Source organism: Rhodococcus sp. NJ-530 (assembly GCF_003860625.1).
Lineage (GTDB): Bacteria > Actinomycetota > Actinomycetes > Mycobacteriales > Mycobacteriaceae > Rhodococcus_F > Rhodococcus_F qingshengii.
Genome location: NZ_CP034152.1, coordinates 4,370,001 through 4,384,236, shown reverse-complemented (window position 1 = coordinate 4,384,236; position 14,236 = coordinate 4,370,001). Strand labels below are relative to the sequence as shown.

The window sequence follows — 14,236 nt, the reverse complement described above, 5'->3', positions numbered from 1 at the left end:
GTATGGCCTCAAATACTGAATTCTTCGATGGACTGCTGATAGGAGCGTCCGATGATGATTGTGGACGAAGCCACCCGCGTCGTTCGTGGTGTGGCAGACGCAACGACGACGGTGGCCGGAGCCGTCGGCGGTGGAGTGATCGGTGGAGTGACGGGCGGGATACGTGGATCGGCGGAGGGTGTCCGAGACGGAATTCGTGCGGGTAGTTCCTCGACGCCGACGGCGGTTCTCACGATGGCGGCCGTGGGTGCGGCGGGATTGGTGGAATGGCCGGTGCTCTTGGCAGTCGGCGGCACGGCCCTGGTACTCCACGAATGGGATCGCAAGAGCGGTCGGCCGGATCGCCAGGTCAAGGCGGTTGGCCGCACGAGCAAGCCGGAACAGGTAAAGAAGGAACCGAGCGGAAACTCCCACAAGGCGGCCGGCCGGTCACAGGATCGAACTCACAGTTCTTCGCACACTCGATCCACTCACTGATGTTCTCAGCGATGGCCCGGCGTGCGGTGTCGGTGGCAACTTTGCCGCCGCGCCTGGCGTTGTCGGGACTCGCGTTGGTGGGCGGTTCGACGATTCCGCGAACCGCTGTCAGTGACGTGGCGTTGCGGACCGGCACCCTCGCGTTGGCGGGTGTGGGGATGATTCCTGCAGCAGCGGGATCGATATTCGGTGCCCCGCGAATCCCAGGTTCCGCCTATGTCTCGGCGGCCGCGTCGGCGATCAATTATCAACCCCGGGTGCGTCGGCGAATCGAACAGCGCCTTGGCCGTTCGCTCACCGACTTCGCATTGGAGTCGGCGACGTCGTTCGCGGATGTTCTGACCTATGCGCCTGCGTCATTGGGCGTGGATTTCGGGCTGCGGACGATGCTGCTGCGCGAAACTCTGGCGGCGCGAAACTCTCGGCGGGTGTGGTCATTCGAACCTGGCGGTCGCGGTGCTTCCACGAGGCCTGACCCGAGTGGTCCGGGGGAGCGTTATGCCGACAGGATCGCTGGGGTTCAGCTGGCGGCCGGGGCTGCACTGGCTACCGTGTCCGCCGGCGGTGACACCGTCGCGACGAGTATCAAGGTTTCGGCGCCGCGGCCGCTTCGGATGTCGCGCGAATCATTCGCTGCTGGTGTGTCATACGGTCTGTGTCGGACGCACCACACCGCCGTTTCGGACTCTGCGGCTCTACGCATGCTCGATCGTATTGACACCGTCCTCGTCGATCCGAGCGTCCTCTTCGACGACTCGCTCCGGGTTTCCGACATACGAGAGGTGGCCGAGTCGGATCGCGTCGCAGTGTGGGAACAAGCCAGGAAAGCTCTGAACGACGGAACTGTCGGAGTGGGAAGGCACCGCATCGGCGGCGCCGAAGTGGTCGTGCGACCCGTGCGAAAAGGTCTGGCGGAAACACTGATAGGCGAAATACGTGCGGCCGGGGTCGCAGCCGTCACGATCGACGACGACGGGCTCGGATCACTGCGAAGTGGATTCGACGAGCTCTATCCGGCGCAATCGACTGCCGAAGCCGGCCTGCGCGAGGCTCTCTCGGCGTTGGTGGCCGAGGGTCGGACAGTTGCGATCGTGTCGAGTAGGGCGATATCGGGACAGGCAGTGCTACGCATCGGGATTTCACCACCGAGTGGCGAGCACGTGAGTGCCGACATCCACACCGACTTGGCCGGGGCGTGGCGGGTTGTCCATGCGCTCCCGGCTGCTCGAACAGCGACGAGGCGCGGTGTCGAACTCTCCTCAGGTTCTTCGGCATTGGGTGCCTTGATCATGCTTCCGGGAGTTCGAGGGGCTGGGCCGGGGCCGATCACAGCTGGTTCGGCCGCGGGACTGTGGACCGGATACACCTTGTCCCGATCTGTGATTGAAGCGCCCGTCCCTGTCGGTACTCCGAGCGATACCTGGCATGAGATGGACGGTGATGCTGTCGTTCGCGAACTATCCGAATCCATCCGACATACACCGCACCGTGCGGAAGCTCGTGTGCGAGCGCCCGCACGGTTCAGGTTGATCCGTGACGGATTGTCGGCGTTGCGAACAGAATTGGCGGATCCACTGACGCCTGTGTTGGCGACCGGCTCCGCTGCCAGTGCAGTCCTCGGTTCACCGGTAGACGCCGTCCTGGTCGGCTCGGTCTTGGTCGGCAATGCCGCGATGTCCGCTGTTCAACGGCTTCATTCGGAGCGGGCGGTGCAGCGGCTCTTGCGGACTCAGGAACCGGTAGCTCGGCGAGTAACCAACGACGGCACGGTCGAGACAGCGGCCGACGCGCTCGAACTCGGTGACGTCGTGGCAATCGAGTCCGGGGACATCGTGCCCGCAGATTGTCGCCTGTTGAGCGTCGAATCACTGGAAGTCGACGAGTCGTCGTTGACGGGAGAGTCCCTGCCCGTCGACAAGCAGACCGACCCGACCCCTGGGATGCCACTGGCCGAGCGACGGTGCATGGCCTACGCAGGGACAACAGTGCTTGCCGGATCTGGTCGTGGCGTGGTCACGGCCATCGGAGCCCGAACGGTGACCAGGCGTGCCGATGTCGGTGTGTCCCGATCCGGACCTGCTGTGGGCCTGACCAACAGACTTCGCGAACTCACGAGGGCGACCCTGCCGGCCAGTATCGGCGGTGGGGCGTTGGTGACAGTCGCGGGTCTGCTTCGTGGTACCGGTCTGCGCCGCGCCGTCACCGGAGGTGTGGCCGTGGCTGTGGCTGCCGTGCCGGAGGGGCTGCCTCTGGTTGCCACTCTGGCTCAGCAGGCCGCAGCGCGAAGGCTCACTGCAGCAGGAGTGTTGGTTCGTGCGCCACGATCGATAGAAGCGCTCGGTCGTGTCGACGTGGTCTGCTTCGACAAGACCGGAACCCTCAGCGAGAACAAGCTACGGGTGGCCGCGGTCGAACGCGTCGACGGCTGGGACGAAAGCGAGATTCTGGAAGTTGCGGCGCGCAGTGCCCTGGGAAGTCGCGACGATCGCGTGTTTCATTCGACGGATGCTGCCGTCGTCGATGCAGCCCAGCAAGCTCTGGACGATGCTTCGGTTTTCGGTGACGTCGAGGCGAACAATCTCGTTCCGTTCAGGTCGGGGCGGCCGTACTCGGCAGCTTTGCTCGGCAGGCGGATCGCACTCAAAGGTTCGCCGGAATTCGTGACCGAAGCAGGACGAGATGCGAATGCTGTGTCGGCGAAGCACGTTCAAAGCATGGCCGGACGCGGACTGCGGGTGGTTGCCGTCGCCCAGCGCGAGTTGTCGGAACACGACGCGCGACGCGCAGGCGAAGACTCGCAATTTCTCGAACAGTGTTGCTCCGAGGGGTTGGAAGCGGTCGGCCTTCTCGGACTCTCGGACACGCTCAGACCCGAAGCAACGCAACTTGTTCGAGAACTTCGAGGCGACGGACGGCAAGTGCGCGTGCTGACCGGGGATCATCCGACAACAGCGGCCGCGGTCGCCACCGAACTGGGGTTGGACGTCGCACGCGAGGATGTTGTCACCGGTCCTGACTGGGAGAACTTCTCTCGCGCCGAAAGACGGGATGCGGTCCGCGGCAGCAGCGTCTTTGCGCGCGTGACACCCGAGCAGAAGGTCGAGATCGTGCAAGCGTTGGAGACCGACGGGCGGGTGTGCGCCATGGTCGGTGACGGCGCGAACGATGCTGCGGCGATCCGAGTTTCCAGCGTGGGAATCGGGGTGGCGTCGACCGACAGTGATCCGGCGCGCGGCGCCGCAGACATCGTGCTCCTCGACGGCCGTGTCGGCGGACTGACCGACGCATTGGACGAGGGCAGTCAATTGTGGCGGCGGGTCAGATCAGCGGTAGGGGTTTTGCTCGGAGGCAACGCGGGTGAAGTCGCATTCGCGCTGATCGGTTCTGCGTTGTCCGGCGAATCACCGCTCAACGCAAGGCAGTTGCTACTGGTCAATCTGATGACGGACGCCTTGCCCGCTGCCGCGCTTGCGGTGAGCACCCCGTCCGAGAACGGATCCGAGAAGTCCGAACAGATGGACGCTCATGCGTTGTGGCAGACGATCGCTGTCCGCGGCGGTGCCACGGCAATCGGTGCGCTGGCAGCGTGGCTTCTGGCCCGGGCGAGCGGTAGGAGGCGGCGAGCGTCGACGGTGGCGTTGGTTGCCCTGGTGGGCACCCAACTGGGGCAGACGCTGCTCGAATCACGCAGTCCGCTGGTGGTCGCAACCGTTGCCGGATCCGCTGCGGCGCTGGCGACGCTCGTCAGCACACCCGTGGTGAGCCAATTTCTCGGTTGCACGCCGCTCGGTCCCATCGCCTGGGGCCAAGCGGTGGGCTGCGCGTCGGCGGCGACGCTGCTCGCGGCGCTGGCCCCGCGGGCGTTGGAGCGGATTGCCGCAACTGAGGAGAACGCGAACGGTCAGTCGACGATTCGCAAGATCCCGACGCGAACGAGCACTGCGTACACCTCCCGAACCGGGGGAGTCAGCGCCCGCGACAGCGTGGAAATCAGCGACGTGGAAATCAAAGAAGCGGAAACCGGTGAATCGGACACGCTTGTGAGCGTCGCTGCTGGAAGTGACACGTCGCCGAACTCCCGGGCGACCCGAGATGAATCCTGAGGAATCGTGACATGTCCCAGAACACCGTCGACCACACGAACCCCGTCGATCACCGCGCGGTAGTCGAATCCGTCCGTTCGGCACGGAGCTTCGAGTTGGAGCTACCGATCGTCGGTGCCATCCCTGTTCCGAGACCCGAGCAGATCGCCTACTTTGCGGTGATGGGACTGATGGTCGCCTTCGAGATCATCGAGTGGCCCGTGGCAGTCACCATTGCAGCGGGGCATCTGCTCGCAACAGAGCAGCACAATCACGTCCTCGAAGAGATCGGAGAGGCGCTCGAGGGCGTCTGACGCAGGCGCTGCCTGGACACAAATCGAGCGGCCCCGCATTTCGCGGGACCGCTCGACGTGCGGAGAAACTTACTGCGCGAGTGCGCGCTTCATGCCGCGTTCGACTGCTGCGATGATCTGCGGACGCAGTTCTGCGGCAGGGACGATCTCATCCACCGAGCCGACCTCTCGGGCCCGCTGGATGTTGTGGATCGCTTCGAATTCGGATGCCACTTCGCCGAGCTTGTCGGAGCGGACGGCGATGCGCTGAGCGTTCAGTTCTACGCGCAGATGTGCTTTCTCCGTGTCATCCTTGGCCGCTGCCAAGTCTGCCTCCAGTTGCTGCACCTTCGGGTCGTTGTTGGTGCGTGTGTTCACCTCACGGGTGAAGACCACTGCGGCGGCGGGGGCGCCGCCGAGTACCGACGCGAACGAGCCTTCGACAGCAAGAACTTCCATGTTGTCGTTGAGCGCACCGGAGAACACGACGAACGCGCCGCCGTGGTAGCGGGAGACGACGCAGAACACGATCGGTCCGTCGAAGTTGACGATGGCGCGGCCGATCTCGGCGCCGTACTCGAGCTGGATGTTGCGCAGCGACTCCGGGGAACCGTCGAAGCCGGACAGGTTGGCCAGCACCACGATCGGACGGTTGCCGCTCGCAGCATTGATCGCGCGAGCAGTCTTCTTCGACGAGTTCGGGAACAGCGTTCCCGACGTCCAAGTGTCGGGACCGTCGGCGGGGAAGTGCCCCTTACGTGGGATCGCGCGGGATTCGATGCCCACCACTGTGACCGGATGTCCGGCGAGGTGCGCGTCCAGGACGACCGAGGTGTCGGCGCCGGCCATGTCGGCCCAACGCTCGAGAACAGAGTGGTCCTGGTCGACCACCGAACGCATCACGGTGCGAATGTCGAAGGGCTTCTTGCGATCCGGGTTCTTCGCCGAGGAGAAGATGTCGCCGACCGTCTCGAAGTCGCTCGACGGGTGGGTGTGCGGGAAGCTACGCACGTCGCGATCGACGGGGTCCGTCGTCGCTGCGCGGCGCGGGAACCGTTCGCCGGGAGCGAGGTACGAGTGTGCGTAGTGACGGAACAGGATCTCGCACGCCGCAGTGAGGTCGGGGGCCCAGTACTGCGCCTGGCCGTTGGGGCCCATGACGCGGTCGTAACCACCGATACCGAAGTTGTCCTCGGCCGACACACCACCGGAGTAGTCGAGAGACTGCTTGCCGGTCAGCACCATCGCGCTGTCCGGGGTCATCACCAGAATGCCCTTGGTGTGCATCAACATGGTGGCTTCGGCGTTCCAGTAGGGCTGAGCGCCGACGTTGATGCCCGTGACGACGATGTTGATCTCGCCGCCGTTCTGGGTGAAGGTGATGATCCGGCGCAGGCCGCGGGAGACCCAGTCCATGTTCTCGGTGCCGCTCTCCATCGAGATGGTGGCACCGGAGGACAGTGCGAACCACTCGACCGGAGCGTTCAACTTCTCGGCCAGGTCGATGGCAGCGACGACGCGTGAGCATTCGGCCTCGGCGACGGTACCGAGCGCCTTGGTGGGGTCACCGAATAGCGCGACACGAGTCATTCCCTCGGGATAGCGCGGCGTCGGCGTGTTCACGAGGCCGACGACGATGCCGGCCTTGTTGAGACCGTACGGACGCTCGACAGGTGACAGGACGCCCGCTTCGTCGAAGTCGTGCTCGACGAAGGTGCCCTTGGTGCCGGTCAGGAGCGGAATCAGCTCGTACGGGTACACCGTGCCGCGTGCCCGCGAACTCTGGACCTTCTGGGCGTACGCGTCGAGGGGGAGCAGCGGTTCAGTGGGAGGCGTGGTCTTGTTGATGACCACACCGGCACCTGCGCGGTAGGAGAATCGCAGCGCAACTTCCTTGGGCGCGCCGCCCTTTCGGTCCTTCAGGCGGGTGATGAGTGTGATCTCTTCTAGCCCGGCGCCGACGGTCAGTCGGGCTGCGTTCTGAGCGATCACGGAGAAGCGTTCGCTGGGAACGTCGGCGACCGGCCACACGTACAGCACGACGCGGTTGGCTGCCAGTCGACGCTTGTCGCCGCGCTGGGACTGCGCACGACGGATACCGTCGAGGCAGGCAGCGAGCGTGCGCTCGATGGCCGGGAGTGCAACCATCTGACCTTCGTCGTCGAGTTGCGGTGTCACGTCGCGGATTTCGGCCAGAGCGATCAGGCGCTCGTCCTTCGGATTCTCCTTGGCCGAGAGGTGGAACAGGTAGGTGTTCTCCGGAGCCGGGAGGCGCTTTCCGTTGAAGTTCTTCAGGCGCCACATGTCCAGACGCTGACCCGTGAGCGGATGCATGTCGCGGATGATGTGGTCCTCGACCAGTTCGCCGTCGACGGGGCGGAAGGTGACCCACCGGACCGGATCCCCGTTCGGGTTGCAGATGATCACCGTCGCGCGGCGAGACCGTGTGATCGTCTCGTTGCGCGAGAGTTCGGTGCGCAGCGTCTCGACGAGCGCGTCGCCGTCGGCGGGCTGATCAGGCCAGTCGAGGTAGATGTCGACTACCAGCCCGCGACCGGATGGAGCATCCTGCGCGATCGTGGCGACGTCGTCGAGAGCCGTACCGAGAGCGTCGAATTCGGCCACCGTCGAGACCAGATGCAGCCCGTCGCCCTTGAGGTCGAAGTTACCGGTTACGAAACGGCGGTCGACGTGCTCGAAAACGCGGACGTCTTCGAACGAGTGAATCTTGTAGTAGCGACGCGTGATGACCTCGAGCAGAGGGCCGCCATCGCGGTTGCCGAGGCCGATCTTTCGACCCAACAGGTCCAGGAGCGGTTCGGGAGTGGCGACGAGATTGGCGATTCGCTCGTCGAAATCTGCAGCGTCCGGCTGCTCTTCGAGGTAGGCGAGGTTGCCGCGTACTCCGTCGTAGACGTCTTCGCGAACTTTGCGGATGCGCGGCTCGTCGAAGAACCGGAAGCGAAGGTTGCGGGCGACGTCGCCGATGACGGGGTAGCGGACCTGCGTCGCGACGATGAGTCGATCGAGAACCTCGTTGAGCTCCTGCGCCGAGCAACCGGGAGCCTTGTCGCCGACGAGCCAGCCTTCGAGAAGTGCTGCAATGACCGGGATCTGGGCTTCCATGCGCTGCAGAGCCAGGAAGAGTCGGTACACCGCTTCCTCGACGGCCTGGCGATCTTCCAGATCGGTGACGTCGTAGTGGCGAAGTGCCCGTTCGAGTCTCGTGCGGAACGACGCCGGCAAACCTTCGCGCTCGGAGTCGAGTGAGTGCAGGAAGGTGTGGAAGTGCTCGCGGGGGCTGTGGACGGACTCGTCCTTCGCGGACTCGCCCGAGGTGGGCTTGTTGCGCGAGAGTTCGCAGATGTCGGCGAAGGTGGTCAGCACAGCCAGTTCTGCCTGGACCAGTTCGCGGTCCTCGGATTCGAGTGCGCTGCGAAGTGCGTCGTATTCGGCCAGAACAGCGTTTGCGTGCTTGCCGCTGACGTCGTAGCCACTGATCATCGCGGTCAGTGCTTCCAGCTGTGCCAATGCATCTGCGCGGGTATCGGACCCGGAAGTTGCTGCGGGAAGATCGAATTGGACTCGCGGAGCCTTCTCCGTGACAGCTTCCTCACTGACCTGGTCGACGCGCAGGAGCGGTGCGCCGGCATCGACCTGGGAGTTGACGGTAGCGAGAACCTCACGCACTTTGCCCGCATACGGAGCGCGAACCGCGGTCTCCATCTTCATGGATTCGAGCACGACCAGAGTGGATCCGGCTTCGACGTCGTCGCCGACCGCGACCGGTACTGCTACCACTACGGCGGGAGCCGGCGCGCGGACTACGCCGGCGTCGTCCTGGCTGATCTGGTGGCTGATGCCGTCGACCTCGACGAGATAGCGAGCCGGGCTCACGACGGAAACGACGTGGAAGCGGCGATCACCGATCACCAGCCGTGACTCGAAGTCACCGAGACGATCGACGTCGACCTCGATGTCTCCGGCGTCTCCGTCGACGCGGTAGCGGTGCGGGCCGATACGCCCGACGGTCAGTTTGTATGCCTGACCTTGGTAGTTGAGCTCGACGGTACGGCCGATCGCGTGATTGGCGCGGGGACGGCCGCCGCGTGCCGAGGCGAGGAAGGCCGCACGCTCGAGGGACTCCTCGGCGTCGTAAGCATCGATGGCGGTGGCGATCAGCGCGACGTCCGCGCGGCGAGTGGTGCCGGTGAGGGCGCCCGTGCGGTCGAGCCAGCCGGTATCCGCGGATGCCGAGATGACCTCGTCGCGATCGAGTAGATCGAGGAGGAACGACTTGGTGGTAGTGCCGCCGTCGAGTACGACAGTGGTTTCACGAAGGGCGGTGCGCAGACGCGCAAGCGCTTCGGAGCGGTTGCGGCCCCACGCGATGACCTTCGCGACCATCGAGTCGTAGTCGGGCGGAATGACGTCCCCGGCAGCGATGCCGGTGTCGACCCGGATGCCGGAGCCGAGCGGGAACTTGAGGAGCTGAACGGTGCCGGGTGCCGGCGCGAAATCGTTGTCGGCGTCTTCGGCGTTGAGGCGGGCTTCGACGGCGTGGCCGAATGCGGGCGGGCAGTCACCGACCAATTCGTCACCACTGGCGACCAGGATCTGCAGTTTGACGAGGTCGATTCCGGTGGTGACCTCGGTGATCGGGTGCTCGACCTGCAAGCGGGTGTTGACCTCGAGGAACGTGAAGAGCTTGTTCTCGGGCTGGTAGAGGTATTCGACCGTGCCTGCGCCCTGGTATCCGGCTGCCTTGACCAGTTCGGCGGACACCTTCTTGAGGTGGTCCGACTGTTCTTCGGTCAGGACGGGAGAGGCGGATTCTTCGATGACCTTCTGGTTGCGACGCTGAATCGAGCAGTCGCGAACGCCCGGAGCCCAGACATTGCCGTGGTTGTCGGCGATGACCTGTACCTCGACGTGGCGTGCATCGGTGACAAGGCGTTCGAGGAAGACGACGGGGTCGCCGAAGGACCGCTCTGCTTCGCCCTGCGTGCGCTCGAGTGCAACTTCGAGTTCGTCTTCGGCCCAGACCTTGCGGATACCGCGTCCGCCGCCGCCGCTTCGGGCCTTGATGATCAGGGGATATCCGATGGACTGAGCATGACGACGAGCGTCGGCGCGCGTTTCGACCGGTCCGCCGCTCCACGGGGCGACCGGTACGCCGACCTTCTCGGCCAGGATCTTGGCGGCAACCTTGTCGCCGAGCAGGCGCATCGCGTCGGCGCTCGGGCCGATGAACGTGATGCCCAGTTTCGCGACGATCTCCGCGAAGGCGGGATCCTCGGCCACGAAGCCCCAGCCGACCCAGACTGCGTCGGCCTTGGCTGCGAGCAGTGCTCGCTCGAGTTCGGCGTAGTCGAGGTACGGGCTACCGGTGCCGGTGCTGCGCAGGGTCACGCCCTCATCGGCCTGGCGGACGAACATGGCGCGGCGCTCGGCCTCGGTGTGCAGTGCAATGACGCGAATGCCGTAGTCGTGTTCGGCGTTCAGTTCGCGTACAGCCCTGATCAGCCGGACCGCGGCCTCACCTCGATTGACCACTGCGATTCGTTTGAACATTGTCACTGCCACCGTCCTTGATGAGATTCTTCGTCACGTACGTTGCGATATGAGCCGACCGTGTCCCACATACCCGGATTCCCCGGTTCGTGAACTACGCCGCGATGCGCTGTGTTTCCCCCGGTTGCGCGTCGGCAAGTGATTGCCCTTCCGGTTCGTCGAGTCCCCTGCGCTGAAGCACTGTGTGCACCGAAGCGCTGTGTGCGCTGAGACACTGTGTGCCTTGTGCGCCACCCTGCAGGCGTGGACTCAGAACCGCTCCAATCACGAATCAGCAACATATTGTGTCTGCTTCCAGGGAATCCCTGGTTTATCTAAGAATGCAGTATGTCGACGCTCATGTCACCTGGGCGAATTGAAGAATATTAGTCAACGTGAACCACGGTTACACATATGGCGTTAAATCATTGCGGTGCAATGGAATTCGGACTTGTGACACGGATCACGATGGTAATGAAATCGGCAAGAAAGTGAATACTCGCTGGTAACAAAATCGCATATTCGGAGAATTCTCTGGGTTGCTCGATTATTACTGATCGGTACTACTGGCGAGTATTTTTTATGTCCGGTCGGACCGTATTCGAGAAATCGCCTTCGATGGTTGCGATGTGCTTTGCGATCGCGTCGAGTCCTGAGGGAGGGAGGTGCAATGCGTTGCCGAGAGCAAGTGAAGTCCGCTTGAAGTGCTCCACGAGTGGTTCGTATTTCGTGACCAGTCTCAGTCTGTCGGTCCCGTTCAGGTACTTCACGCTTCCCGCGTTGTCGACGAAGTCGCTGAACTTCACGAGGAACACTGCGGGATCCGCTATCGCGCGGATGACGTGATCCTGATATCCGGCGGTGGTGTTGTCGTGTGGGTAGTCGATTGGATTGGTCACTGCCTCAACAAGTTCGGAGATTCTGTGGCCGAAGCGCGAGGCGATGAGTGTTGACGCACGTTCTTGCGCTTCGAATGCGGACATGTCGTCTGCAGTCTGGCCACCGAGGAGCGCGATGACGGCGTGTGGTCGGTCCTCGACCGTGTCGTGAAGCGCGGTTGCGCTCAGGATCTCGACATCGGAGCACCCGTACCGAAGCAGCCGCAATACATTTCGTAGGGGATGAACGATGTAGGGATCCTCGTCGGACTTGATCCCGTTCTTTCTGAACTGATCGAGGTGCGCAAGGGTAGCGACCTCCATGGCGAGCCGTAGGGTTTCACCCGAGATCGCCAGCTCGTCGACGGCGCTCTCGATGGCGAAGACCAGCGTTGCAGCGTCCATCTCCTTCAGGGGCAACTGGTCGAATGCGGACCTGATCGGGTCGGAGTTGCTCATGCCAAATAGCCTTCCGGTTGGTGAGGCGTCGCGACGAATGTCCTGGTGCAGATCTGCAATCGAGCCCTGATTGACGCCGGAAATACAGGTCGAGGTCAGAATCATCTTGATTCTATCCGGCGACTACGACAGCAAGTGTTCCTAGCGTTGTCATAGAGGTGGGCGGGGAGGTTCGTTCGCCTCCATCACAGGCAAATAGGGCAGGAAGAGGTTCGATGACCACGGAGGCGACCCTGGCGTCGTTTGTCGAGACAGTTGACACGGATGTCGACACCCATCCGCTGGACGATCCTGTGCGACAAGGACTTCGCGGACATCATGCGCAATTCGCTCGCTGGGCAGGGAGAGTTGCGCGATACGACCCGACGGTCGCGCCGTTTGTCGGTCATCCGCCCGAATTGGACGCCGAGGACTGGGAGAACCTACTCACACTCGTAGGTCCTGGCGGCACAGTAGGTTTGCGAGGATTTGATCACCGCCCGCCGGAAGGGTGGCACGTTGTGGATCAGTTCGGCTCGGTGCAGATGGACGGATCCGCACTCGAAGTCTCCGTTGATCCGTCGGTCGAACTTCTCGGAACGGGCGACGTTCCCGAAATTCTGGCATTGATCGAGCGCACCAAGCCAGGACCGTTTCTTCCTCGTACCGTCGAGATGGGCAGTTACTACGGCATTCGCGTCGACGGAAGACTTGTTGCCATGGCGGGGGAGCGGTTGCACCCTCCGGGATGGACGGAAATCAGTGCGGTGTGCACTGACAGCGACTTTCGGGGTCGAGGCCTGGGTACGACGCTGATCCGTGCCGTCGCTGCCGGGATTCGCGAGCGCGGCGAGCTGCCATTTCTCCATGCAGTGCAATCGAATACGAATGCGATCAGACTCTACGAATCACTGGGGTTCGTTCTCCGGAAGAGATCCAGGTTGACTGCGGTGCAGGCGCCTGCCTGATCGAATTCTCGCCGACGCCTGTGTTTCGGGCGCTCGGCCACTAGTCTGAACAAATGACAGTCGATCAGGCGTTGGACAGTGATTTCCTCACTCTTGCCGATCCGTACCGCCGCGAGTTGCTGGCGCACTGCTATCGCATGATGGGGTCGATTCACGACGCCGAAGACCAGGTCCAGGAGACGTTCATCCGGGCTTGGCGCGGGTTCGACGGTTACAAGGGCCAGTCATCTCTCAGGACCTGGCTCTACCGCATCGCGACGAATACCTGCCTGACCGCGCTGGAGGGGAGATCGAGGCGTCCCCTCCCGACCGGCCTCGGCGCACCTAGTTCGGACCCGGCCGACGATTTGATCGAGCGCAACGAGATTGCCTGGTTGGAACCGATTGCCGATTCTGCGTTGGGCGACGTCAATGATCCGGCCGTCATGGTCGTCAATCGCGATTCGGTCAGGCTCGCCCTTGTTGCCGCTTTGCAGCACTTGTCCGCGCGCCAACGTGCGGTTCTGGTTCTACGTGACGTTCTCCAGTGGAAGGCGTCGGAAGTTGCGGAGGCGCTGGACACCACAACCACTGCGGTAAACAGCCTGCTGCAGCGGGCTCGCGCGCAGATCAATCACATCGGACCCACCGAGGACGATCTCGTGGAACCGACTACCGAGGCTGCCCGGAAGTTGCTTCGCGACTACGTGCACAGCTTCGAGAGCTACGACGTCGAGGCCATCGTCGAACTGTTCACGCGCGAAGCCATCTGGGAGATGCCTCCGTTCGAGGGTTGGTACCAGGGCCCCGAGGCAATCGGGCAACTCATCGGAACCAAATGCCCGGCCGACGGACCAGGAGCGATGCGCCTACTTCCGACCGCTGCGAACGGTCAGCCGGCGTTCGGCCTCTACATGCGCGAGCCCGATGGTGTTCACCGCGCTTTCCAGTTGCACGTTCTCGATGTCACCGAGTCCGGGATCTCGCACGTGACGTGTTTCTTCGATCTGAGTCTGTTCGCACGGTTCGGATTGCCTGCCGAGCTGTAGGGGCCCTGCCGAGTTGTAGGGGCAAGGAGTTGCGCGAGCCCCCCAGTATGGAGGGACCCGCGCGACTGCTCGTTACTGCTGTTGCTGTGCGTTACTGCTGGGGAACAGTCGCAGCCGGGTCCATCCACATGACCTCCCAGACGTGATTGTCGAGGTCGCGGAATGCGCGTCCGTACATGAAGCCGTGATCCTGGGGCTCCATCCACTTGCTGCCGCCGGCAGCAATCGCCGCGTCGACGAAGGTGTCGACTTCCTCCCTGCTGTCGGCCGACACACACATCAGTGCTTCACGAGCTTTCGACGTGTCGCAGATGTCGTCGGCGATGAAGTCCCCGAAACGGGGTTCGTTCAGGAACATGACGGTGGCGGAATCGCTGACGATCATCGAGACAGTGTTCTCGTCACTGAACATGTCGTTGAACTCGAAACCGAGGCCACTGAAGAATGCACGGGTAGCGACGACGTCCTTGACCGGCATGTTGACGAAGAGAAGACGAGACATTGGGTGCTCCTTGAACT

The 14,236-nt window shown here is 63.2% G+C and carries 8 protein-coding genes; 5 read left to right on the top strand and 3 right to left on the bottom strand.

Annotated features, from left to right (window positions below; translation table 11 throughout):
* Positions 1-51 precede the first annotated feature (51 nt).
* The 3 genes from EHW12_RS20255 to EHW12_RS20245 are packed head-to-tail and all read left to right on the top strand — an operon-like array spanning position 52 to position 4,873.
* Entirely contained in the window at positions 52-477 is a 426-nt protein-coding gene (locus EHW12_RS20255) for a hypothetical protein (RefSeq protein ID WP_125051595.1), read from the top strand.
* Positions 477-4,580, top strand: a complete 4,104-nt coding sequence (locus EHW12_RS20250) for a cation-translocating P-type ATPase (RefSeq protein ID WP_125051593.1) — start codon at positions 477-479, stop codon at positions 4,578-4,580. Before EHW12_RS20255 ends, EHW12_RS20250 begins: the two co-directional genes overlap by 1 nt.
* An 11-nt stretch (positions 4,581-4,591) precedes the next feature.
* Entirely contained in the window at positions 4,592-4,873 is a 282-nt protein-coding gene (locus tag EHW12_RS20245) for a hypothetical protein (protein WP_030536904.1), read from the top strand.
* 69 nt (positions 4,874-4,942) lie between these two features.
* On the opposite strand, the gene EHW12_RS20240 is transcribed toward EHW12_RS20245, so the two are convergent.
* Together EHW12_RS20240 and EHW12_RS20235 are read right to left on the bottom strand one after the other, a co-directional pair.
* Complete coding sequence (locus EHW12_RS20240) at positions 4,943-10,426, bottom strand: carboxyl transferase domain-containing protein (RefSeq protein ID WP_030536903.1); 5,484 nt, start codon at positions 10,424-10,426, stop codon at positions 4,943-4,945.
* A 542-nt stretch (positions 10,427-10,968) separates the two neighbouring features.
* Positions 10,969-11,742, bottom strand: a complete 774-nt coding sequence (locus EHW12_RS20235) for a hypothetical protein (protein WP_241199013.1) — start codon at positions 11,740-11,742, stop codon at positions 10,969-10,971.
* A gap of 215 nt (positions 11,743-11,957) precedes the next feature.
* Between EHW12_RS20235 and EHW12_RS20230 the strand changes: the two genes are divergently transcribed.
* Positions 11,958-12,689 carry a GNAT family N-acetyltransferase gene (locus tag EHW12_RS20230; RefSeq protein WP_125051589.1) on the top strand — a complete coding sequence of 244 codons (732 nt, stop codon included), beginning with the start codon at positions 11,958-11,960 and terminating at the stop codon, positions 12,687-12,689.
* A gap of 53 nt (positions 12,690-12,742) precedes the next feature.
* Entirely contained in the window at positions 12,743-13,717 is a 975-nt protein-coding gene (locus EHW12_RS20225) for a sigma-70 family RNA polymerase sigma factor (protein ID WP_003945115.1), read from the top strand.
* Positions 13,718-13,808: 91 nt separating this feature from the next.
* On the opposite strand, the gene EHW12_RS20220 is transcribed toward EHW12_RS20225, so the two are convergent.
* On the bottom strand, positions 13,809-14,219 hold the full coding sequence (locus EHW12_RS20220) for a VOC family protein (RefSeq protein WP_042923411.1): 411 nt from the start codon (positions 14,217-14,219) through the stop codon (positions 13,809-13,811).
* Positions 14,220-14,236: the final 17 nt, after the last annotated feature.